This window comes from Senegalimassilia faecalis, assembly GCF_004135645.1.
Classification (GTDB): Bacteria; Actinomycetota; Coriobacteriia; order Coriobacteriales; family Eggerthellaceae; genus Senegalimassilia; species Senegalimassilia faecalis.
The window spans coordinates 1,541,526-1,565,776 of sequence record NZ_SDPW01000001.1 but is presented as its reverse complement, the minus strand read 5'-3'; the positions used below and the strand labels follow the sequence as shown (position 1 = coordinate 1,565,776).

Here is a 24,251-nt window from a genome sequence, read left to right as displayed (position 1 = left end):
GGGGTTTAGCTTTCGCGCCGCCCTCTCCTCCGTCGCGACGGTATGTCGCTCGTATAAACGGAAGGTGCGTCTTACCTCTAGGATACGCCATGCTCGTCGGCGGCCGGGCCGCGCGGCTTACGTGGATCCTTTTGACCGCATCTGCCATGGACTAGGGCCCCGAGGGCCCGCAACTACAGACTCGAAAGAAGTGGTAAGTAGTTTAGCAGATGCGCGCCCGGCCGGCACAAGCATGCGCAGAATCTGCAGGGGGCGTGCGCGCGGGCAAGGTTTCGCGTGTTCGCGGGAGCGATGTGCGCAAAAGGTGCGCAAGGTGGGGCTGATACGCTTGAGGGCATGACCATTGCCGCGAACATAGCGAACACGATCGCCCTGTACGGGCTTGGCGCCGCCGAGGCGTTGGCCGAAACCGTGTGGCCGACGCGCTGCGCCGTGTGCGACGCGCCCGGCGAGCCGCTGTGCGAGCACTGCCGCACCGCGCTTCGCTACGTGGATTGGTGGCGCGCCTGCCCGCGTTGCGGCGCGCCGTTCGGACGGCTGCAGTGCTGCGAGTGCAACGAGGTGATGCTGGCTGCCATCGGGCGCAGGCGCCCTGCGTTCGACGGCATGACCGCCGCCGTCACCTACGACGACGCGGCCGCGCGCATCGTGCGCAGCTGGAAAGACGGCGGCGAGCGGCGCCTTGCCCGCGAGATGGCGTGCCTGATGGCGCCACAGGTTCCGCCCGGCTGGCTGACTGACGCGCCCGTGTGCGTGCCCATCCCCGCCAGCGGCGCCGCGAAGCGCCGGCGCGGATTCGACCACGTCGACGAGCTTTCGCGCGAGGTAGCCTGCGCGCTTGGCCTGCGCCGCGTCGGCCTGCTTGCGCCACCGCGCACGCTTGACCAGCGCACCCTCGGGCGCAAAGGGCGCATCGGCAACTTGAGCGGCCGCTTCCGCGTCATCGAAGGCGCAACGGTGCCGCCGCACGCGCTGCTTGTCGACGACGTGTGCACCACGGGCTCCACCATGTCCGCCGCCTGCGACGCCTTACGCGCAGCCGGCGCCCAAACGCTCCACTGCCTCGTGTTCGCGCGGGTGTGAGGAGCCGCCATCCCCTACGCAAGAAAGGCGGCCCGCAGACCGCCTTTCGTTTGCACTTCGTTGTTTGCGATTTTCCCTACGCACACGCCCTTACGCGCGCTCGCGACGCGACTCGCTTTGCGCGAACTCCTGCACATCAACGTTGATGGAGTGCTTAATGGGCTTCCAGTTGCACTTCTTCACCAACGCCACCAGTGCAATGGGCACGTACGTCAGCATAAAGAACGGGAACGTGAACATGTAGCGAATCTTCTTCGCCGTGGTGGAGTGGATGGAGTCCCATTCCACGAACGTGGTAAGTACGCCGAACATGAACATGAACACCAGGTAGTTCATCAGGCAGAAGCAAATCGACGACACCGACGAGGCCACCATGACGCCCGTCGACATCATGCCCGCCGCAGCCAGCGCGATGATGATGGCGTTGAACGTGACGCTGATGATGGTCAGCAGCATGCCGGGCGCAATGGTCATGAGCATGTCGTAGCACGCGAAGCGGCTGCCCTTCGGGTTGGTGACGATGCCTTTCGCCAGGCGCGCGCCGTAGTGCCAAAACACCTGGTAGAAGCCCTTCGCCCAGCGGAAGCGCTGGTTCCACGAATCGCGGAACGTGATGGGCTGCTCGTCGTAGAGGATGGCCGTGGGCGTGTAGCTGATGCGCTCGCCTTCCAAGATGGAGTTCGCCGAGAACTCGATGTCCTCGGTAAGCAGATGCCACTTCCAACCGCCGTTGCGCTCGATGACCTTCGCCGAGATGAAAAAGCCGGTGCCCGAGATGGCGCAGCTGGTGTTCAATGTCAGGCGCGCCTGGTTGAGGAACTTCGCCTCGCGCAGGAACCACACGGCATAACCTGCGGAAATCCAGTTGCTGTCGTAGTTTTTGGAGTTGCGGTAGCTGGTGGAGGCCACGGCGCCGTTGTCGAACGTCTTGTTCATTTCGCGGAAATAGTTCACGTCAAGCACGTTATCGGCGTCGAACACAAAGTAGGCCTCGTAGCCGCGGTCGGCATACTGGCCGAGAATGACGTTGAAGCCGTAATCAAGCGCGTAGCCCTTGCCCACCTGCTCGGAGTTGAAGCGCGGGAACACCGTAGCGCCAGCTTCGCGAGCCACATCGGCCGTGTTGTCCGTGCAGTTGTCGGCGATAACGAACACGTCGATGAGCTCGGACGGGTAGTTCTGCACCTTGATGGAGTGGATAAGCTGCCCGATGACGGCGCTTTCGTTGCGCGCGCTGATGACCACGGCGAACTTGTGGTTCTTTTTCGCTACCAGCTGTTTGGGTTTGTGGGTTAGCACCACGAACACGTAGTACAGCTGGTACGTATAGCAGATGGTGAATGCAAGAAACACGCAGAAGTTGAATATGTCAACAAACGAAACCTGCGAGAAGAACTGATCTAGCACCTTTGCTCCTTTTACGGGCCGCACTCGCTTCGCGGCCGACCTATGCGCCCTGATGGCGCTTTCCCGCCTCCGATACTTGCGCAGGGAAGCCGGGAACGTCCCGCGCGCTGATTGCGTTTCGGGTTCATGCTGTAGGCGGAACGTTTCAAACTTGTAGAATTATAGCGACCGAATTCGCATTTGTCCTGCATCTGTGCGTGTTTGCCACTTTTGCATGGCCAGCGCGGCGCGAATTGTCGGGTTTGCACACCTCTTGCGCACACGCTCTCCACATTCTCCGCCAGCCGTCAGGCGACGGGCGGCTATGGCAACTGCGCGCATGCCCGGGAAGCCAAGCCCTATGCGGCGCGAGCAACCATGGCCCGAAAGTGCTTCGGGACACGCAGTAGAAACGGTGTTGAGACGCCCAAGCCCGTAGCAACAAGTACCGCAGCATCGCAGCCCCTCATTTCGCGACAACTCGCAACACCGCGAACCGCCTTTCGCTCCAAACCGCGATGCCTCGATCCTCCAATGTCGCGCAAGCCCACGTTTCGGCACAATTCGCAACACCGCGAACTGCGTTTCGCCCTAAACCGCGACACCGCGAGTCCCCGAACCGAGACGAACGCAGCAGCGCAAACTCTTATTTCGCAGCAGGCACTACGTCACTGCTCACCGCCGCTTCGCAGCAAGCCGCGATGCTTCGAATTCTCAACGCCGAGGCAAGCACAGTCCAAGCAACTCGACGCGCCAATTCGCTGGCAGCAATGCCCTTTTTGGCCGAAGTGGGATGAACTTCCCGCTATGTTCGACATGTTAGCGAGCCCTACCCTTACGAATCGCTCCCATTTCGGGCGCTTATTCCCTTCAAACCTAGCTTTACGGCGTTTCGCCATACCCCGGCTTTCCCACATCGCGTTTTTCTCGCCTTCGCGCAGAACTGGCCTTTCCCACTTCGCGTGTTTTCCGCCTTCGCGCGCTGCGCCTCTTTCCCATTTCGCGCGATTTAAGCCCACCAGCAAGACGACCTCGAACACCGCAGCCGCAAAATGGAGCCGCTACGATAACCGGCGGCAATGCCGCGTCCGAATCGCCGCAATCGGACGCTTGGCTCGTTCTCGATTACGTTATTCGCAAACGTCTGCAAAGCATTTTCGAGCGCCGAAATTCCCACAACCCGAACTCCAAGAAACCGTGCAAAGCAAGCAAATCGACTAGCGGCAACATGCCGGCGAGCTCTCGATCGAATCACGGGGACAATTCCCGCAAGGTCAGGTGTGTTGTAAGCCGTCAAACCTGCAAAACATCTGCAAGGTTTGATCTTCATAATGAAAAGCCCCGGAATCTTGGCGCGGGCCCTCCCATCCTATAGCCCGGGCAGAGCATTGCGTCCCGCAACGCCGACAAGCACGCCGGGTCAGTCAAACTCGCTACACCTACCAACTGGCAAAACGTCGCAAGCGACAATCAGCCTTCACTCGTTACCGCCCTCGCTAATGGCCCCAGCCAGTTTCTCTCCATCCTTCCGCAGCCAGCCATTCGCACCGCTCAATTAGCATAGCCACCTCGATACGAAAAGAGAAAACCACCATGGATGTCTGCCTTTCCCACTTGACTGCATTTCGGCTTCTCATGCGATCCTCGAACGAAAAACCTGGCCGCAAAACCTTGGCATCGCATACACACGTGCCACTATCAGCGCCGCCAAACAGCTTCGTTGCCGCGCTGAAAAGCGAGCTCAATGCAACAGGCCCCCTTGACGTGCTCGTCTCGTCCGCGAATGGAAAGCGCAACGACCAGGTTACCGTGTCCCATGTGGCGTCAAGACCGTTACCCGCCGGCTCTTTCCGACGGACGAAGTTCCCAAGCGGGGCCATTGCGTGCGTGTGCAGCCCCGAGCTTGTATTCCTCCAACTTGCATCGACTTACACGGTTGACGAGGCAATTTACTTCGGGTTCGCGCTTTGCTCCTCCTACCGCATCGATGCCGCAAGCAAAGGCGGCGTGGCGCATCGGGAAGGAGCGGACAAGCCGCTTACCAGCGCAAGGCAACTTGCCGCATTCCTTGACGCGGTGCCGGGAATGCGCGGATGCGCCAAAGCCCGCCGTGCGCTTGCTTTCGTGAAGGATGGGGCGCGCTCGCCGATGGAATCTGCACTTGCTATGGGATATGGCCTTCCCACGCGGCTTGGAGGATTCAACGTCGGAAAAGTCGCGCTCAACCAGGCCGTTCGCGTGACCAGCGGGGCAACTTCGGAAGGCACACGCTACGCCACGCGCATCCCCGATTTGACGATCACCGCGCGCGGCAAAGACGGGATAGAGCGGAACGTGCTGCTTGACTACGACGCCGACGCGGTACACGCAACCCGCGCGGGCCTTGCGCGCGACGCAAGACGCCGCAACCAGCTAGCGACGATTGATTCTGCGGCCTACATCAGCATGTCGACAGACCAGGCTTTGGAATATCGCTCGTATGCAGACGTTGCCGAGCAGATTCGCATCGCGCTGAAAAGGCCACGCACGCCCAAAGTCTCGCTTGCCAGCAGCAATCCCGCAGCAGTTGAGCGCTACGAACAGGCCAACGCACGGCGCATCGAGTTTTGGAAGAAGCACGTTTGCTTCAGTGATTTTCGGAAATTGGAGCGGTTTTAGTGTTCTGCGACAGCGCGGAACGGAAAAGGTTGTGCTTGCGCGGAGAAAGCCGCCCTCGGCCGAAGTAGGCGGCTGAACGGAAGCAAGCAATGCCCAGTCGAAGCGGGCGCTCCATGAGAGCAAGCGAGACCCGGTAAGTAGGCAGATTGTTGGGACCAAGCGGCACCTGGTCGAAGCGGGCGCTCGATAGGACCAAGCGACGCCCTTCGCCGCTCCCCCCTTCGCAATGTTCCCCGCATTCTCCCTTGCTACGCTTTGCCTTCCAAATGGCTTGCAGCCTTTCCGTTTTTGGTCGAAGTGGGAGCAAGCAAATTCCCACTTCGACCAAATTGGCATCTTGCATGCATTCGGGGGTTGCTCTCTCTTCCCAGAACATGCGATTTTGGCAACCTGGTGACCAACCGGCAACGAAGACACCGCTTTGCCTTTCCCACTTCGCGCCTGTTCGGAATCCCTCCGGAGTCGCTCTTTCCCACTTCCCGCATTTTTGGAACCCCACCGCAACCATTTCCCCACACGCGCATTCGAGGCTTCCCCGAATACGCACCTCCCCTCTTCGCAGCAGGAGGCCCCGGGTCAAAAAATCAGGGAAATGGACAGCGGCGGCGGAAGAAAACGATGCGCGGCGGACCAGCAAGAGCATTCCGGACCAGCAAGAGCATTGCAGAGCAAAGGCGTGCTTGCAGAAATACTGCGGCGAAATGACGTTCTGGAGCAAACGCCGCAACGAGAGAGCTCTGGCGAAAACACTGCAGGACATGAACGCTCCACCGAAAACGCCCCATGGCGGGGGGGCGCTCTAGTGCAACAGGTTCGCCAGCTCGCTGGGTTGGGTGGTTACGGTACGCAGGCCTTTGCGGAGTTTGATGCTTTCGATGTGGACGTCCATGGTTTCGGCCGCTTGCAGGCTGCAGGTGGCGAAACCGGTGAACAGCAGCCGTTTGCGCGCGCAGGACGCCACGCCGTATACGGTTCGCACGTCGCGGGCGTGCTCCCGGCGTCGCGATTGCTCGGCCATGCCCACCGGATCGCAATATGCGCGACACGGGATAAGGCCGTTGACGAAGCCGCCGAACACGACCACGTCAAACCGTAAACCTGCCGCCTGATCTGGGCTTGCGACCAAGATATTCGGCTTGCTGCTTGACGGCGCGTCGTTTTGCTGCGAATCTGCCTCACCAGAAACCGCTTGCTCACGCGGCAACACGCAATCCCCAGGCTTCGCGTGCTCTTCGAATTCAAACGCGTCTTTTACCTGGCAATATGCCGCAAGCAAGTCGTCAAGCAGTGGGGCCGTTAGGCTGTCGGCCGCCACGTTGCCCGCGTCAAGCAGCTCGAGCGCTTCGCGAAGGCGAACCGGTGCACCAGCAGCGCCCGCACCAACCGCCTGGCGCAGGTAATCGACAGCCGCGCTTCGCGCCACGCTGTCGCCAAGCGCAAGCAGCGTACGCCACGCCACGTCGTCAGCCGCGTTCACCCGTAAACGGTACAGCGCGTCGGCACGCGCTCGCTCGCACTGCTTTTCATCGCGAAAATCCTTCAGGTGCAGCTTATCACCGCGCAGCTGGAGAACGGGCAGGCCAACGCGCTGCAAGTTCGCGGCAACGTTGCGCCGCCACAGGCGATTCGTACCGACGATCAGCACGCTTTCGCCGCGCTCAAGCGCCGCATTCGCCTCGACGGCAAGCGCCTGCAGCTCCGCCTCCAAACTTGGCGCCATGCGCAACGCGGGCTCGGCAACGCCTTCGCAAGTATCGGCGTCAAGAGGTTCCGCGGACGGCGTCGCCTGGCCCATCGCGTCGTGCCTGATCAGGGGCGCAAGGGCGGAATCGGCAAGCAACCCCTGCACACGGTGGCGCACCTCGGGCGCCTGGCCGCTTTCGGTCAAGCGCGCAACCTGCGCGCCAGGAAACGCTGCCAGAAGTTCGGCCGCGCCTTCGAAGCAGGGGTATTCCTCGTCGCCGGGAAGACCAGGGCGCTCGGCTGTCGCCACCGTAAGGCCGTAGGCGGCAACCATGCGCACCAAGTGCTGCGACGCGCGGCTGAGCAACTCGAAATCGTCAGCGAGCACATAGTCCCACGAAACGCGCTGTCGCAGCGCATCGTGCTCGCGCAACGCATGCAGCGCCAGGTTCGACGCCTCGCACGCAAGCACGCCGCCTGTAAAGCGAAGGTTCGCGCGCATTCGTTCGATGACCAGGTCTTCTTCAGCCGTTTGCTCCCAAGTATCGTCGGACAGGTTGCTCCAGCCCGCACGCAAGTACGCCAGTACTTTGCGAAGGCGGCGGTTCTTCATCTGGCTGACCTTCAGGTCTTCCAGCAAAACAGTCTCCTCGTACGGCTCAAGCACGCGCGAACCGCGGCCAAACACCGCCTGCGCCTCAGACGCGGCCAAAACAGCTTGCGCAACCTCTGCGCAAGAAAGAATGTAAGCAGCGCCCGGTTCGCCCTTTTCAAAGGAGCCAGCAGTTAAAGACCGCACCTCAGCACCAGAAAGGAAGTCGACATCACGTGAAATTAACGGCGAAACTATGGTGTCATCAGGCGCGAAAGTCTCGTCACTCGTTAATGATTCAACACTTCGTACCGCCGACTCAGTTTGCGAAGGTTCTTCCTCAAACTTGCAAGCAATAGTTTCATCGGTAGCCTGCGCACTTGTACTCTCCATCGTCAGCGCTTTCCCGCAAGCGCGTGCCCCATCTGCGCTCCCCGCATCATACGAAGTTTCAGCGTTTTCGATAACAGCCTTTTCGGAGAAACTTTCCGCGATGATTTGTTCGTCCATCACGTCATTCACGACGCCCCAATCAGCATCATCTGGAGTAAACATTCTGGCACGATTATCTCCGGCGCGCAAAGTCGTAATTGCAGCATCAATACGCTGGCCAACTGCCCGCTTATCGCGTTCGCGGGCGCAGACGAACAGAACGCGCGCTCCTTCAGCGGCGCGGCGGGCCGCTTCTTGCACCAGCGCATCGGTGCGTCCCGTTTGCGGCGCGCCTACCAGGCACTTTACCTGCGCATTGCTGTTGGGAATGTCGATCATGTCCGTCGCTCCTTTCGAAGGGAGGGGGAAGGCAGCCCGGAAAAGGCCTGTTATGGGGAGAGGAACACCCGAGCCGCCTTGAGGATAGGCGCACCGCCTGCAGCGCCCATCCTCAAGGTGGCCCGGTGGCGCGGCGTTCGTGGCACCACCGGGCAATAAGCAATCAACACGCAGGCGTTACCGCTTCTCGCCGCTAGTCGGCAAAGCGTCGGCGCCCGCCGTTTCGGGCAGCTTGCCCGTGCCCGCAAACGCCTTCAGCTTGATGGCGTTGCCCGGGCAGCCCTCGATACACTCGCCGCAACGCGTGCACTCGTTCCACGAGGTGCCCAGCTGGGGATGACGCGGGTCGATGCCTTGCTCGCACACCTGCGCGCAGCGCCCGCACGTGCGGCCCGACTCCGTCTCGATGCATTTCGCGACGTCCACCTGCGGGCGGAACGTGCGGTTCAGCCGCCCCGCCAGGCTCATCAGCGCGGAAAGCGGGCAGATATGGCTGCACCATTTGCGGAAGAACACCACTTCTACCAGCAGCAACGCCGGAATGGCCACCACAGACCACGTCACGTCGCCCGAGCCGAACAGCGCGATAAGCACGAACACGAGCGCAAACGTTAGGCCAATGGGGCATACCAGGCAAAATACCGGGAAGCCGAAGATGGCCGCCGAAAGCAGCGCCGAGCCCAGCACCAGGTTGCGCGAGTTGTTCGGCGCCGCAGCCCCGGCGCACCCGTGCGACTTGCACGCGCCCTTCAACAGCGCCTTCTCCTTCTCCGTCAGCTCGACCGCGGGCGCAGGCGCCGCAGCATCCGCAGCATCCTTGCCCTTGCCGGCCTTATCGGGACGCGAAAACGCGCCGCGCAGCTTCGACACCACGGGCACAGGGCAGATCCAACCGCAAAACGCCCTGCCAAGCAGTACGATGGCAACCAGCGCAATGACCAGGGAAATCACCGCATGCGGCACCATGGTTTTGCTTGCCAGCATGGTGCCGAGCGCGCCAAGCGGGCACAGCACGGAAATGCTGCCCCAACCCAGCGCTGAAAGATCGCCGAACCCCACGTGCAGCACGTAGCCGACACCGGCCAGCGCCAGCACGGCCAAGGGGACGATGGTTCGCAACGTTTTCAACTTCATGACATCCCCCTTTACGCGCTGACCTGGTCAAGCGGCTTGACAACGATAGCGCGCGCCGTGGCGCCTTCGACAATGGAGCCCTCTTTCGGCGACACGCACGACGTTTGGCACGCGCCGCACCCGTTGCACTTATCTCCAACCACCACAGGGCGCTTGTAGTCGTCAAGCGTGATGGCCTCGTAGGGGCACGCGTCGTAGCAGAACCGGCAGCCGTTGTAGCGCGCCCAGGCCAGACACCAGCTTTGCTCGATAACCGCCTTGCCGATGATGGTGGTCTGCGCCGTGGCACCCGCGTCCAAACGCAGCGCCTTCGTGGGGCACGCCTCCACGCACAGCGGCACGCCGCCGTTTTCCTCGGTGCAGAAATCGCACCAGCCCACGTCGAAGTTGGCGGCAGGCAGGCGAACACCCAGGACGCCGTCCTCAAGGTGCGACGAGCGCAGCACCCGACGCGGGCACGCCTCGATGCAGCGCTCGCAGCGCACGCACGCACTGATCACGTGGTCCTCGTCCTGGCCGCCCGGCGGGCGAACCTGCGCAACCGCCGGCACCACCTTCAAGCCGCCCAAGGCCAGAAGCGTTGCGGCGCCGCCGCATCCCAAGGCAAACGCACGCCGCGACATGCCGGCATACGTTTTCTCGGCCTCCTCCATGAATTACCCCCTTAGAACCTTTCTCTTACCGCGAACGCCGCACGCACGCCGCGCCCGCCGCCTATCGCCAGGCGCAACGCGCCCAACCCTCGCATTTCCCGCCGCCGCGCCCTGCGGACTCGGGCGAAGCCGGCAGTGCCGGGCAAAATCCAGCGGCCACGCCTGCCCAAGCGCTTTGGCGCCTGCGCCTCGTCCGCCAACGGAATCGCCCTATTCGGCCGGCTGCTCGTCCTCGTCGTCAGACAGCATGTCCTCCATCAGCTCGGTGTCCACCTGTAAAAAACCGTCCGTCATATACGAAAGCCCCTCGTAAAACGCCGTTTTCGTGAAGTCGCGCATCTGCTCGGTCAGAAGCGGCGCCCACGCGCCCAGGTGGTCTTCCATGAAGTTGTACTGACATTTCACCAGGTTGTACGCGTCTTCGCCGCGGTCTTCGCGCAGCGCGGTGACCGTGCGGTCGATCAGCACCTGCATGTACTCAAGCTCAAGGGCAATGTGGTCTTCGCCCTCTTTCCAGCTTTCCTGCTTGTCAAGCCCAGCTGCACGGTACAGCGCCAGAATCTCGTCGCGCGCGCCCTGCATGAGCAGGCGTTTCTCGGACGCGTACACGCTTTCAAACGGATATGCGGCCGCATGCCCGCTGTAGCCGTGGCCGAAAAACGTGCGCATGTAGTCGGCGGCAAGCTCGGTCTTCGAGTTCTCCCACAAGCCGGAAAGCCACGTGGCAGCCAGCTTGTGCCCGCGGTCGAGCGCAGCGTTGCCCGTGGACACGCGCCACTTCAGCCCGTACAGCTCGTCGATAAGCTCTTGCGTGCATTCCTCGCGATACAGGCGCGCCAACAAGCCATACGTCTTCGCGCGCCCCTCGTTGATAGCGATCAGGTCCTCGATGGCCGCCTCAGCGGCTGCATTGTTCTCGGTCATGTTCTTACCCCCTACCAGTTCACGCCGTCGGACTCGGTTTGCGCAGGCTGCGCGCCAGTGGGCACAACGTAGCTGTCCACCACGTCGGCCAGGTTCTCGGCAAGCGCCTGGCGACCCACCTCGGTGATCTTCCACGCCTTGCCGTTCCATGCCACGGCCTCGCCGCGCTCAAGCGCCTCCACGAAATGCTGCACGAAGTAGTTGCGCGGCTCGGTGGCCACCAACGGATCGCTATCGACGGCGGCCGACATCTGCTTCATGGACACGCCCTCATCCGCGGTACACAGCGTAAGCACGCGCTTGTACAGCGTCAGGTATTCGGCTTCCTCGGCGAACGTGGCCTCAAGCTTCTCGATGGGATGGTACGAATCCAGCTGCGCCTGGCCCGCCTCAGTGATCTGCCAATACGGCATGGGCGCGGGCACGGCCTGCCAGCATTCCACGCCGTCTTCCACCACGATCTTCGGCTCGGGCTTGAAATCCTCGTAGGGCGTGCCGTCTTCAAGCACGCGGCGCACGGCGCCGGCGGTTTCCAGCATGGTGCAGATGTTCGAAGTGGAATACACCGAGAACTTATGGGCGCGCAACGCGTCGATCACGCTTCCCACCTGGTCGTTTCCCACAGGCTCGCGCAGCGCGCGCAGCACGCCGTACAGCACGCGACGATGCGGGTTCATGTTGTTGAACAGCTCGCGGATGCGCTCCTCGGCCGGACGTGCGGCGTACTCCGGCGTTGCCTGGTCCACAGCCGGCATCTGCGGAACGCGGTCGGGGTCGGGCGGCAAAAACTCCGTGCGCCCTTCTGTGTTCGGCAGGAAAATGCCCGGGTCGTTGCCCACCTCGTCCATGGTGGTGGGTTCCTCGCCGAAATTGAACGTGCCGTCCTCCAGGGAGAACGAGAAATTCTTCAAATCGAAATCCGCCATGATCTCCTCCAAAACATAAAGCGGGTATCAGTTCAGTCCGTACATGCGCAAAAGCGCCTGCGACCCCAGCGTTGAGGGCCGGTTTGCGCCGAACTGCGCGAACAGCGGCGTGGGACGCGTCAGGGCAACGCACGCTCCGCCTTCGGTCTTCGTGCGTGCGAAGCGAATGCCGGCACGTTGCGCGAAATCAGCGTCCACCTTCGAGAAGCCCGAATAGTACAGACGCTTCATCACGTGGTCGGCAACCGACAAAAACGCCTGCTCAGCAGCCTGTTTGGTACGAGCTGCCCACGCTGCGTCCTGTCCGTACGCATCCGGCCCCGGCACCAGCCCGTCCACGCAGCCCACGAAAAACGCCTGTGCATACGTACCGGTCACGTGCGTGTAGGGAACGATGGCCGCCACCTGCAGCCCTTCGGGCGCCGTGGGGTTCTCAAGCTGGCCGATTAGCAGGTCGTACAGCTGCTGCGGCGTTTCATCACCGCACACATGCAACAGCCCGTGATGCAGCTCGGGACACGCATGCAAGTCGGCCAGACGCACCAGCGCCGAAGCCTGCGCGCCGCTGTAGTGGGCAAGCAGCTCGTCAAGCTCCGCGCGGCTGTGCCCGCCGGCCTCCCACCGACGCTGCAACTCGGCGTCGTGCGGATGCGCGATGATCTCGAGCAACGCCAAGCGGCTTTTCGCCGCATCGCTTACGTGCACACGCCCGGCGCGGATGGACGCCTTCAGGCCCGTGGCGTCGCACGCGCGCTTCGCCTGCACGGCCCACGCCATGTTCGGCACCACGATGACCAGGTCATTGGCATCGTCGATGCGACGAAAATGGAACGCCTCCAACAGCCGCGCCGCACCGGCAAGCTCATCGGCCGGCGTGGCCCATTTCACGAAGATGCGCTCGGGCGCAGCCGGTGCCACCTGCCCCGCGCGCTCGCTGGCTTCCATGACGCCCAGCTATTCCGCGAACGCCAGCGCCGACGAGTCATAGCGCCGGCACGTTCCGTCCGCGAACTGCACGTCCCACTGCGAGTAGTCAACCTCGAACGAGAACGGCTCGGGCGGCTCCACCACTTCCTCGCGCTCGAAGTTCGGCAGCTCTTCGGAATCGGTGACGGGCACCGCCGTGTTCTCGTAGCTTTTGCGCTCGCGGTCGTACGCCAGCCACTCGGAGCTGTCGTAGTCGATGGCCGGCGGCTCCTCTTTCGGCGCCGCTTCGGGCGCGGCCTCGTCTTCTTCGGGCTCCGGATGCTCTTCCTGCCACGTTTCCCACGCCACGGCGCGCTGGCTCTCGTAAGCGTCGTCGGCCGGGATGCGCACGCGAACGGCGTTGGCGAACATGCCGTCGTTAAGCAGCGAACGCGCCATCCCCACGGCGGCGTTAAGCTCTTCGGGCACGAAACCGAGCAGATCGGGGTGCAGACTTACCACGAATTCGCCACCCTGAAGCTCGATGTCGAAGTTGTCGAAAATCACTTCCGGCAGGCCGATCAGGCGCTGACGGCGATTGAACGCCTTCATGTTCGACCCCACCTTGTGCAAGATGTTGCCGATCCAGTGCTCCACAACCTCGTTCCACAGCGCATCGGCGCCTTCGTCGGCCGAATGCAGGTATTTGCGCTGACCGAAGTTCACGATGGCGCGGGCGCGGTTGCTGACCGGCGCATCCTCTGACGCCGGGGCGTGCTTGCGCACCAGCGGCGCACCTATATATGAGTAGCAGCGCTTCAACTCAAGCTCGGTGTCCTGATACGCCAAGCGCTCGTCAAGATCGAGCACCAGCGTCAAAGACGGTCTGATCAATGCCATGAAAGCCTCCTCGTCTTTAGTCCCCATAACGTCTTCGAGTATATGAGTGCGCGCGGGCGGCAAATAATATCAGCCCTATGATTTTGGGCTTTCAAAACGCTCTATGATTAAGAAAAGCGCAGTTCAGACGTCATATGGCTGCTGCGATACCGAATACGCAAGGGGGAGAGGGGCCATGCCAAGCATCGCAAACATGCTCGGGCTGATAGAGAAGGTAGGCAGCCCGTTTATCACCGTCCACCAAGACCGTTGCGCGCTGGTGCGCAACCGCCACGCCGACTGCCTGCGCTGCGCCGGCGTGTGCACATCGGGGTGCATCCACTACGACGAGCAGGCCGAGCAGCTGGTTATCACGCCCGAGCTGTGCATCGGCTGCGGAACGTGCGCCACCGTGTGCCCGACGTGTTGTTTGGAAGCGCACCACCCCAACGACACGGAGATGATCGAGCGCTGCCGCACAGCCGCCCGCGCCACCGGCGGCACCATCACCATCGCGTGCGGCACGCGGCTTTCGCAAGCCGCCGGCCTGTACGACACTGACAAGGTAGTGCGCGTGGAATGCCTGGGGCGCGTGGAAGAATCGGTGCTGACGCTCATGCAAAGCGAAGGCGCCAACATCGTGCTGGTGCACGGGCAGTGCGCCGAATGCGAGCACCGCTGCGGCTGGAACATGCTGCAAACGGTGCTTGAAACCGAGAAAACCCTGCTTGAAGCGTGGCGCCAGCCGCTGAACGTGCGCGTATCCGCAAAGCTGCCCGCCGCCACGCGACGCGCCACCGACGAGGCGTTCGACAAATCGAAACGCCAGGCGTTTGAGGAAAGCGGCAAGGACGCGGCGCGCGTTGGCGGCGTGCTGGCCGATTTCGCCGTATCCGAAATCACGGGCGCCGAGTTCAGCCCGCAGAAAACGAAGAACTACGTGAAGGTTATGGCCGACGGCACGCTGCCGCACTTCTTGCCCGACCGACGCGAGCGCCTGCTTGACGCGCTTGCCACGTTCGGCGACCCCGACGACGTCATGATCGACACGCGCCTGTGGGGCCACGTCATCATCGACACCGAGAAATGCCAGTCGTGCCGCATGTGCGCCGCGTTCTGCCCCACCGGCGCGCTGCGCAAATTCGGCGAGGACGAAGGCGAAGGCAGCGAATTCGGCGTGGAACACTACCCCGGCGACTGCGTGAAATGCCACAGCTGCGAGAAGATCTGCCCCGCCGACGCCATCACCATCTCCGAGGAAGTGTTCGCGCGCGAGCTGTTCGCCGGCGCCACCGACGCCTATTACATGAAGCCGGTGCCCGTCAAGCGAGGGCAGGCGCACACCATTTGGAAGCTGCAGCAAACCATGTGCCTCACCGACCAAGTCTACGAGCGCTAGCGCGCATAACCGCTAAAGGAGCAACCCATGGCAATCACCCTTATCAGCACCCGCGAAGTGCAAGATGGCGCGAAAGTGCGCATGCGTTTTTCCATCACCGGCGCGCACAAGCAAAGCTTGGCAACCGAAGCGCTGCACGGCTTGGCGCAGGAGCGCGGGCTGCGCGTGAGCGATGGAAAAATCTACGATGAACTGGTGAAACAGCTGGGGTTTTCCACCGTTGAGGAGCGCATGGCGTCTTACATCGCCCTGCGCACCGGCCTGCCCGAAGCGCGCCGGCAAAACCTTGCCATCCTGTTCAACCCCGAGCCGGTCAAGCCCACCATGCCCGATGCGCTAAAGAAAACCGACGACACGTTCGAGGTGGACGTGTTCGTGAACCCGTGCTTCGAGCTGTCGTCCTACGAGCCCGTGTACCTGCACGAGCCACCGGCTCAGGTGACCGAAGAAGCCGTAAACGCGCAAATCATGCGCGAAATGAACCGCTTCGCCACGTACGAGGTGTCCGACGGCCCCGTGACCGAGGGCGATTGTGTGCAGGTAAACATGTCCACGCTGGCAAACGGCGTGCCCGAGATGTCGCTTTCCGGCGACGGGCTTGCCATCGTGCTGTCGCGCGAGCTTATGCCCGAGGGTTTCGTTGCCGCCGTTGAGGGCATGAACGTGGGCGACCACAAGGAATTCCAGTTCACGAACAAGGAAAGCAACCAGAACCTTGTGCACTATAGCGTGGCCATCGACGTGTTGGACAAGCGGCGGCGCGTAGTGCCCGAGCTTACCGACAAGTTCGTGGCGGCGCGCCTGTCGCAAGAGGACAAAACGGTCGAGCAGTTCCGCAACCGCGTGCGCGCCTACCTGCAAGGCCGGATCAGCGAAGGCGACAGCGCGCGACGCGAGGAGCTGGCCGACGCTGAGCTAGGCCGACGCCTGCGCGGCGCCATCCCCGATGCGCTCATCGAGCGCACGGCCGCAGACATGTTGGAATCCATTCGCGCGAACTCGGCAGCGCAGGGGCTGACGTTATCCCAGTTCATCGAGATGCAAGGCATAAACGAGAAGCAGTTTCAGATGACGGTGATGATGCAGGCACGCGAATCGCTGCGCCAAGGCCTTGCGCTTGACGCGCTGTTCGAGCACCTGGACATGCAGCTTGACGAAGCCGATTTCGATCGCGCGCTCACCGAGCTGGCGCCCGGCGCCGAAGACGAAGCGCGCAAGAACTTCCAGGCAAACGACGCCTGGTTCATCGTGCGCAACATGGCAGTGCGTCTGAAAGCACACGATTGGCTGATGCGCACGGCAGTGTTTGCATAACGCACGGCGCGGAAATGCCCAGCAACTAAGAAGCGGCGGCCCGAGGCATCCTCAGGCCGCCGCTTTTGCGAGCCGACAAGGGTACAGGTCGTTTGTCAGATAAGCCCTCGCCTGCTAGCGATGCCCTGCGCATCGCCGCCCGCTACGACCAGTCCTCGTCCTCAACCTCCATGGAGTCCACCATGCGGATGAGGTCTTGCTGCGAGTGCACGTCAAGCTTGCGATACACGTGGCGCATGTGTGTATTCGCCGTGCCCGCACTGATGAACAGCTGCTCTTGAATCATCTTCGTGTTGTAACCCTTCGCCAGCAAGAACAGCACCTCGGTTTCCCGGCGTGAAAGCAGGCACATGTTGGCCAAGGCCAAGCAACGTCGCTTGTAGCGGCCGATGCGCTCCTCTTCTTGCTCTTCGGCGGTTTTCGCCGGTTGAGCAGGCGCTTCAGGCTTTTCATTCTGCACGGTTTGAGCAGCTTCGCCCGAATCCAACGCTGCCGGCGTTTGCTCCTGCGGAACCGGTTGCTGTTCCGTCACGGCCTCAGCAATCGCTTCGCTTTGCTCAACAGGCACAGCAACTTCATCCCACGCGGCATCATCACGCCCGTCATCAGGCACTTCTTTGTCGTCAGGCGCCTGCAGCCGCTCCAGCGCCGCCGCCTCTTCCGGCGTCAGCTTCACCGACGTGTACGTGATGTTCCCCGCGCGATGGATGGTGTGCGCGTCGTAATTGCCCGCTTCGAAATTCCCGACCGCCGTTTCCACCTCGGCTTCCACCATGGCGTTCAGCGATCCGTTGTTCGCATCGAACGGATCGAAAAACGCCGGGCAGCACGTGCCGCGTTTCAGCACGTCCACGATCTCGGGGTCACGCGGATAGGTGCTGGTGCCGAACACCAACAGCACCAACGCCACAGGCAAAATGGCGTTTACGCTGGTTAAGCTGTCGAAAAACGGACTTGACGGAAGCATCATGGCCGTAGCGGCAACGGCGCCAAGCGCCACCAGGCCGCGCCCCATGCCATACACGTGAAACGGGCTGATGCGGAACTTCTGCGACATGTCCGTGTACGAGATCCACAAACACGCCTCCAGCAGCATGTACGAAACCAGGAACAAGCAGTGCACCGCCGTGGTGACGCCCGATGCAATGAGGTACGTTATCAGGGCAATAACCAGGGCAATCACGGGATTCAACGTGCGGAACGCATAGTTGGCCCGCTGCCGCATGGTAAGCATCACGCATACGATCAAACCGCACGTGATAACGCCGGCCGCCACCACGCTCCACACGAATTGTGAGGCATCGATGGCGAGCTCGGACACGCCGCGAAACGCGTGCATGCCCAAAAAGCCGAACAGGAAGCCGAACGCCAGCGCGCTCGGGGCAACGCGAAACGTGAAACGGCTGAGATACACGGGCATGGTGGTAGACGCGAATTCCGTGCGGTCCACCAGCTGCGCCGACGATAGGTTCAGGCATAAAAGCTCGAACAGCGGGATAACGACGCACAGGGCCACGCCCAGCGGATGCGCATACGCGTTCGCCACCATGACCAGGGAATATACCACGCACGTCACAATACACGACAGCGCAAACTGCATAGCCGACGCCGCCGTGTCGCACACGCTGAACGACACGCCGTAGCTCATAAGCAGCGCCGCTGAGCCCACGCCCGACGCGATGCCGCCCACAACGCAGCACGCAATACCCACGGCGTAACTACCCAGCAACGCGCCCAGGGCCACGCACAGAAGGCCCGCCGACACCGACACCGCAGCGATGAAGCGGATGCGCCGCCGATCTTTCTGCGTGCGGAAATACGGCCTGATCTGCTTCATGAACAGCGTGTAGCACATAAGCGTGGCCGCCATGAACGCCATGGATGTGACAATCATCACCTGCGCCATGCCGCCAAAGCGGAACGAGAACAGCTCGCCTGCGCTGAACATGGCCGAAAACACCCATGCCCAATGCAGGCCCAATCCGATGATAAGCGGCACGGAAATCTTCCCGACGCCCACCGATTCTTCTTCGCGATATTCGATAGTTACATGCGGTAGCCTCAAGAATTCCCCCTCCGAAGCCTTTGCGGGCGGCCCCCTTGCCACCCTGGCGCCTATCCCCATGAGCGTACTCAAAATACTACCACAACGCCGCCGGAATTACAGGGCAACGGCAAAGTTTATGACCTCATAAACAGCCTTTTGACCTGCGGTTACAACAAAAATCATAGAGCGCATATGATGCCTGTTTTGGGCGGTTTGTCGCATTTTCGCCCGCAAATCTCAGCGAAATAATAGCAACCCTATTAAGGCCGCTTGCCCCAAGCGCGTAGTGTGGCAGCAAGCGGAATCGGCACTAAGCGCGGATCGATTTTGAGGAGGGTCGTGAAGCGAGGGCTCCGCGCCGAAGGAAAAGCCGGTACGCAAAACCCAACCTTTATTGAGGAGATAAAAGGAAAGGAAAGGTGAATTCATGGCACAGCTGACTATGTCACGCCGCAGCTTCATCGCGGCTGTCGCAGCAACCGGCGCAGCATGCGCCGTGAGCGCTTCGGTCACCGAGCCCATGAAGGCTCTTGCCGAAACGTCCACGACGACCACGGGCGACGTCAAGCACGTTCGCACGTGCTGCCGCGCTTGCGGCAAGGTCGAATGCGGCGTTTGGGTGACGGTTATGGACGGCAAGGCCATCAAGGTCGAGGGCGACGAGAGCGCCCCGCAGTCCCGCGGCCACTGCTGCGCGAAATCTCAGTCTTCCATGCAGGCTGCCTACCACCCCGATCGTCTGCGCTACCCCGTCAAGCGCACGAACCCCAAGGGCGTCGAGGACCCCGGCTGGGTGCGCATCACGCTTGACGAAGCGTTCGAGCTGGTGGCTAAGGGCCTCGGCGAATGCGTTGACAAGTACGGCGGACAATCCATCGTGGTCATGTGCGGCACGTCCCGCGTGTGGTCGCTTGGCCCCTACCAGGGCATGAAGCAGCTGTTCGGCACCCCGAACGCTCACTTGGCCTATCAGGTGTGCAAGGGCCCGCGCCACTGGGCCGGCATCATGACCGACGAGATGGGCTCGCCGTGGATGGAAGTGGAAGCCGAGCCGAAGGTGTACCTGCAGTGGGGCACCGCGGTGGAGTACTCCAACTACGACACGACGAACCGCACCATCTCCGACGTGCGCGCGCACGCCGACTACCATATCGTGGTCGATCCGCGCATGACGCCTATTTCAAAGGAAGCCGACTGCTGGCTGAACCTGCGTCCTTCAACGGACGGCGCGCTGGCACTGGGCATGATCAACTGGATCATCGAGAACGAAGCCTACGACGACACCATGGTGCGCCGTTGGTCGAACGCCACGTTCCTGTACTGCGACGATAAGCCGTGGCTGACCACCGCCCGTCGCTGGGAAGGCAACGGCGGCATCGACATGCGCACGAAGCTCATCACCGAAGCCGACGTCAAAGAGGGCGGCTCCGTGCACCGCTTTATGGTGTGGGACGAGAACAACCAGCGTCTGACCTGGTGGGATTCCCAAGTATGCAAGTGGGAAGGCGAAACGTCGAAAATCCCGACCACCGGTTCGTTCATCAAGCACCCGCTGACGGGCCTTGTTGCCGACTGCTGGCTGCCCGACGAGTCCACGTGGGCCGATCCGGCGGATTCCGCCTACGACAAGTACTGGGACGAGGGCAACGAGAAGGGCGCCACCACCAACCCTATGGGCCTGCCGAAAAAGCCCGCGCTGTTCCCTGGCGAGATCGAGGTCGAGCTTATCGACGGCAAGAAGTACAAGTGCCGCACCGTGTGGGACGGATTCCATGACCTGACCAGCCAGTACAGCCCGGAAAAGGTCACGGAGGTCACCGGCGTGGAGTGGGCGAAGGTCGAAGAGGCCTGCAAGCACTACACCACCCGCATCGACCCGCGCCACGGCAACGGCGGCGTGCACTTCCAGCTGGCAACCGACCAGAACGGCAACTCCATCCAGAACTGCCGCACCCTGCAGATCCTGTCCTGCATCACCGGCAACTCCGACGAGCCGGCCGGCAACCGCGGTTCGTGCAAGAGCCAGTTCGACGGCAACCCGGGCCGCTCCAATATGCAGAAGTCCTCGGAGATTCCCGAGGCCCAGCGCATCACATGGGACGGCCGCGACTACTCTCTCGATGACGTGGCGAAGTACATGCAGGACTTCGTGCAGTACCTCGTCGACGAGAACTCGCCGCTTGCCGAGCGCTACGGCAACCACGTGCCCACCGACGACGAGGCCATCATCATCGCCAAGCGCATGGGCGGCGCGATGAACAACTCGAAGTACTACCCGAACCCGAAGTCCATCTTCACCCGCCAGGCTGGCATGGTCGACGCCGACCGCTTCCCGCTCAACCGCTTCTGGGCTCGCTGGTGCGACGCCAACGCGGTGTGGGACGCCTGCCTGCAGGATCCGGATTGGACGAAGGCCCAGGTCATGAACGACGTGCTGCACAACGAGCCGTTCGACATGCACGTCAAGCCCACGCTGTACGCCATCCACGGCGGCGTGTGCCAGTCCGGCGACGTCATGAACATGGCCAACACGGTTCGCGCCTGGAACGCCATGGCCCAGATGGACTTCTTCACCGAGATCAACCTGTGGTTCATGCCCACCAACGGCAACGCCGACGTCATCTTCCCTTGCCAGCACTGGATGGAGATCGACTCCACCCGCGTGTCCCAGGGCGCAGGCGGCATGTTCGGCTGCTGCTGCAAGGCCATCGAGGCCCCGGGCGACACCATCTACGACCCCGACTGGAACTGCGGCATGTACCGCGCCATGGGCGTGCCGTGGAACACGAAAGACCCCGACGCCGCTCCGAGCAAGGAAGAGTACATCCTCAAGCCGAAGGTCTCCAGCCAGACGAACATCGACAAGTGGACCGCTTCCATCGGCGAGGAGTACACGAAGGCCCTGGCCGGCAACCCGAGCTACCTGTGGCCCGACCACGACCGCATCCTCAAGGACAACGTGGACGCGTGGAAGACCGAGAAGTTCCCGAACGGGCCGACCTGGGCCGAGGCCAAGGAATGGTTCACCGAGCACGGCTGGATGGATTGCCGCGAGTGGCATCCCGAGCGCTGGGGCACGTACCGCCGTCACGAGATGGGCTGGCGTCGTCAGCAGGGCGGCTTCAACCTGTTCCCGCTCGTGGACCTCAAGCCCGGCTTCACCACGGCGTCCTCGCTCATCGAAATCTGGTCGCTGACCTGCGAAGCCTACATCTGCAACGCAGGCGACGAGGGCACCATGTACGACGGCAAGGAATTCAAGGAGAACGGCTTTAAGGGCGACGACCGCTGGGCGCACACCGACATCAAGGCGTTCCAGGGCGACGACGACCGCTTCCCGATCTATCGCGAGGCAACCGACTCGCCAGTGCTCATGCCCGAGCTGTACCAGGCCGACAAGATCGACGAGGTTCCGGACGACTACTTCCAGAACCAGTGGTACAAAGATGCCATCAAGAAGTACCCCGACAACGTGTTCCTGCAGACCACCGGTTCGCGTCAGCCCGTGTACTTCCACTCCGAGCATCGCCAGCTGCCGTGGTGCCGCGAGCTGTGGCCCGTTCCGCGCGTTGAAATCAACCCGGAAGAGGCCAAGCGCATCGGCGTCGAGCAGGGCGACTGGGTATGGATCGAAAGCCCGTGGGGCCGCATCCGCGAGGTTGTGGACCTGTACTACGCCGTGAAGGCCCGCACCACCGGCGGCTCATTCGCCAACAACCTGCCCGTGTCCAACGCCAACCACCAGTGGTGGTTCCCCGAGTTCGAGTACGCGGCGCACGGCTTCGAACTGGTCGGCGTGAACTGCCTGAACAACCCCTACGGCCAAGATGCCGTCGGCGGCTGCCACACGATGCGCGGCTATCCGGTTGTCATCTACAAGGCAACGGCGGAGAACAGCCCGTTCGGCAACCCCGTGCCCTGCAACCCCTACACGGGCGAGGAGTGCATCCACGACGCGTCCGACGAGCGCCTGCGCAAGTGGATGAAGGTCGGCATGCGCAACCGCGTCGAAGGCGAGCCCGAGGTTGAGTCTTGGACCTACACCGGCACCGGGAGCGTGATCTAATATGACGAAATATGCAATCGTAACCGACTTGAACCGTTGCACCGGCTGTTTGGCCTGCTCAACGGCCTGCAAGGCCATCAACGGCGTGCAGCCTGGCGACTTCTGGATCAAGACGCTGCGCATCGGCCCCTTCCCCATCACGGGCGGGTCAGGCGAATGGCCTGACGTGGCGATGTACTTCATCCCCATCCAGTGCCAGCACTGCGAGCACCCCAAGTGCGTCGAGGTGTGCCCCACGCAGGCATCGCACGTGGCCGACGACGGCACGGTGCAAATCGACAAGTCGAAGTGCATCGGCTGCCAGTTCTGCGCCATGGCCTGCCCCTACGGCGTGCGTTACCTCAACGAGGAGTCGCGCGTTGTGGAGAAGTGCACGTTGTGCGAGCAGCGCACCGTGCAAGGCGAGTTGCCCCAGTGCGTCACCCAGTGCGGCAGCCGCGCCCGTTTCTTCGGCGACCTGGAGAAGGGCATCGACACGTTCGAGGCCCCGTGCCCCACGCACGACAAGGCCACGCCGTACGAGGAAATGATGCACACGCGCACCACGGCGAAAGAATGGCTGGAGCCCTATACCGATGCGGACATCTACCACCTCACCGACGTGGGCAACGGCCCGCATCTGGCCTACATCCTTCGCAATCGCGAGTGGCAGGGAAAGGAGTAAGACATGGAACTGCAATGGCCCCTTATCCTGTTCACCACCCTGGCCGCCTGGTCAGTGGGCGTGTTCGGCACCCAAAGCCTTCTGGCGCTGAAGGGTGAAGGCAAGAAAAGCCAGATGACGTGCTGGATCGTGGCTGCAGTGCTGTTGGTTGTTTCCGGTATCGCGGTGTTTTTGCACCTGCAGCATTGGGAGCGCATCTTCAACGGCTTCGGTCACATCACGTCCGGTATCACGCAGGAGCTCATCGCCATCGTGGTGTTGGCGGTCATCGCCATCATCTACCTGGCGTGCCTGCGCCGCTCCGATGACGGCGGCAGCGTGCCTTCGTGGTGCGCTATCTGCGGCATCGCGATCGCCGTTGTGCTGGACTGCGTCATGGCACACTCCTACATGATGGACGCCCGCCCGGCTTGGAACAGCATCGTCGAGATCTTGAGCATCATCGGCGCCAGCTGCATCCTGGGCCCGGCAACCGTCTCCATCATCGAGGAGATGAAGGACGGCGGCGTAAGCGCCATCAACGCTTCGGCGAATTTCATCGGCTCCATCGTGGCGGCGGTGACCTCCATCGGTTACCTCATCGTGATGGCCATGAGCAACAGCGCATTCACGCAGATCGACTACTACTTCGATCCCGTGCATCCCACGCACGGCATGGTGGACCTGGCGAACATCACGCCGTTCGGTTCGGGCTCGGTGGGCCTGACCATCGTCACCATCGTGTGCGCGCTTGTCCCGGTTGCTTGCGCCTACATGGGCAAGAAGAAGGGCAACTGGAAGATGTGGGGCGCCATCGCCCTGGTGGCGGGCCTGGCCTGCGCCATCTGCCTGCGCGTGGTGTTCTACCAGATGGGCACTTCGGTGTACGCGCTGTACTCGCTGTAACGCGCAGCCGTTAAGCCCGCAATCTCGTCATCGACCCGGATTTCCCCCTCCCTCCTTTCCGGGTTCGAGATACGAAGGGGGCGTCGACCAAAGTCGACGTCCCCTTTTCTCGTTTACGCAAGCTTTGCGCCTGCCCAGAAGCGACGGCGCGACCGGGATGCCGCGAAGCGCAGTTGCTGCTCCAACACTGACGATTCTGCCCTGGCCCATCGCCCAAGGCTTCCCGCATGACTTTCAGTTCGCAAGCACACCAAGCCACACAGGCATAGGCGTTTCCACCC

General features: G+C 62.2%; 17 protein-coding genes. 8 read left to right on the top strand and 9 right to left on the bottom strand.

Annotation, left to right across the window (positions count from 1 at the left end):
• Nucleotides 1-276 precede the first annotated feature (276 nt).
• On the top strand, nt 277-1,083 hold the full coding sequence (locus ET524_RS06610; RefSeq protein WP_201738704.1) for a ComF family protein: 807 nt from the start codon (nt 277-279) through the stop codon (nt 1,081-1,083).
• A 90-nt stretch (nt 1,084-1,173) separates the two neighbouring features.
• Here ET524_RS06610 and ET524_RS06605 read toward each other — a convergent pair whose 3' ends face one another.
• Nucleotides 1,174-2,490, bottom strand: coding sequence for a glycosyltransferase family 2 protein (locus tag ET524_RS06605; protein WP_129424289.1), 1,317 nt, complete (start codon nt 2,488-2,490; stop codon nt 1,174-1,176).
• Nucleotides 2,491-4,158: 1,668 nt separating this feature from the next.
• Here ET524_RS06605 and ET524_RS06600 point away from each other — a divergent pair.
• Nucleotides 4,159-5,127, top strand: a complete 969-nt coding sequence (locus ET524_RS06600; RefSeq protein WP_129424287.1) for a hypothetical protein — start codon at nt 4,159-4,161, stop codon at nt 5,125-5,127.
• A 799-nt stretch (nt 5,128-5,926) separates the two neighbouring features.
• Here the strand turns inward: ET524_RS06600 and ET524_RS06595 are convergent.
• On the bottom strand, nt 5,927-7,522 hold the full coding sequence (locus tag ET524_RS06595) for a hypothetical protein (protein WP_129424285.1): 1,596 nt from the start codon (nt 7,520-7,522) through the stop codon (nt 5,927-5,929).
• Nucleotides 7,523-7,900: 378 nt separating this feature from the next.
• Here ET524_RS06595 and ET524_RS06590 point away from each other — a divergent pair, with 378 nt between their 5' ends.
• Nucleotides 7,901-8,332, top strand: coding sequence for a hypothetical protein (locus ET524_RS06590; RefSeq protein ID WP_129424283.1), 432 nt, complete (start codon nt 7,901-7,903; stop codon nt 8,330-8,332).
• A gap of 18 nt (nt 8,333-8,350) precedes the next feature.
• Here ET524_RS06590 and ET524_RS06585 read toward each other — a convergent pair whose 3' ends face one another.
• The 6 genes from ET524_RS06585 to ET524_RS06560 all read right to left on the bottom strand — a co-directional run bounded on the left by ET524_RS06585 (nt 8,351) and on the right by ET524_RS06560 (nt 13,616).
• Nucleotides 8,351-9,307: a 4Fe-4S binding protein gene (locus ET524_RS06585; protein ID WP_129424281.1), complete on the bottom strand. Its 957-nt coding sequence runs from the start codon at nt 9,305-9,307 to the stop codon at nt 8,351-8,353.
• 11 nt (nt 9,308-9,318) lie between these two features.
• A complete protein-coding gene (locus ET524_RS06580) occupies nt 9,319-9,960 on the bottom strand; it encodes a 4Fe-4S dicluster domain-containing protein (protein WP_129424279.1) in 642 nt (213 codons plus the stop codon).
• 210 nt (nt 9,961-10,170) lie between these two features.
• Complete coding sequence (locus tag ET524_RS06575) at nt 10,171-10,884, bottom strand: TorD/DmsD family molecular chaperone (RefSeq protein WP_129424277.1); 714 nt, start codon at nt 10,882-10,884, stop codon at nt 10,171-10,173.
• 11 nt (nt 10,885-10,895) lie between these two features.
• Entirely contained in the window at nt 10,896-11,810 is a 915-nt protein-coding gene (locus tag ET524_RS06570; protein WP_129424275.1) for a hypothetical protein, read from the bottom strand.
• Between the two features lie 27 nt (nt 11,811-11,837).
• On the bottom strand, nt 11,838-12,755 hold the full coding sequence (locus ET524_RS06565; RefSeq protein ID WP_129424273.1) for a hypothetical protein: 918 nt from the start codon (nt 12,753-12,755) through the stop codon (nt 11,838-11,840).
• 9 nt (nt 12,756-12,764) lie between these two features.
• Entirely contained in the window at nt 12,765-13,616 is an 852-nt protein-coding gene (locus ET524_RS06560) for a hypothetical protein (RefSeq protein WP_129424271.1), read from the bottom strand.
• Nucleotides 13,617-13,791: 175 nt separating this feature from the next.
• On the opposite strand from ET524_RS06560, the gene ET524_RS06555 reads away from it, so the two are divergent.
• Together ET524_RS06555 and ET524_RS06550 are read left to right on the top strand one after the other, a co-directional pair.
• The gene (locus tag ET524_RS06555) at nt 13,792-14,994 is read left to right on the top strand and encodes a 4Fe-4S binding protein (RefSeq protein ID WP_161566621.1); all 1,203 of its coding nucleotides are present in this window, start codon (nt 13,792-13,794) and stop codon (nt 14,992-14,994) included.
• Between the two features lie 27 nt (nt 14,995-15,021).
• On the top strand, nt 15,022-16,308 hold the full coding sequence (locus ET524_RS06550) for a trigger factor (RefSeq protein WP_129424267.1): 1,287 nt from the start codon (nt 15,022-15,024) through the stop codon (nt 16,306-16,308).
• Nucleotides 16,309-16,450: 142 nt separating this feature from the next.
• Here ET524_RS06550 and ET524_RS06545 read toward each other — a convergent pair whose 3' ends face one another.
• The gene (locus tag ET524_RS06545; RefSeq protein ID WP_161566620.1) at nt 16,451-18,373 is read right to left on the bottom strand and encodes a LuxR C-terminal-related transcriptional regulator; all 1,923 of its coding nucleotides are present in this window, start codon (nt 18,371-18,373) and stop codon (nt 16,451-16,453) included.
• A 409-nt stretch (nt 18,374-18,782) separates the two neighbouring features.
• Between ET524_RS06545 and ET524_RS06540 the strand changes: the two genes are divergently transcribed.
• Genes ET524_RS06540 through ET524_RS06530 form a run of 3 tightly spaced genes read left to right on the top strand, consistent with a single transcriptional unit; the run spans nt 18,783 to nt 23,970 of the window.
• Complete coding sequence (locus tag ET524_RS06540; RefSeq protein ID WP_129424263.1) at nt 18,783-22,421, top strand: molybdopterin-dependent oxidoreductase; 3,639 nt, start codon at nt 18,783-18,785, stop codon at nt 22,419-22,421.
• 1 nt (nt 22,422) lies between these two features.
• A complete protein-coding gene (locus ET524_RS06535; RefSeq protein WP_129424261.1) occupies nt 22,423-23,085 on the top strand; it encodes a 4Fe-4S dicluster domain-containing protein in 663 nt (220 codons plus the stop codon).
• Nucleotides 23,086-23,088: 3 nt separating this feature from the next.
• A complete protein-coding gene (locus tag ET524_RS06530; protein ID WP_129424259.1) occupies nt 23,089-23,970 on the top strand; it encodes a dimethyl sulfoxide reductase anchor subunit family protein in 882 nt (293 codons plus the stop codon).
• Nucleotides 23,971-24,251 lie beyond the last annotated feature (281 nt).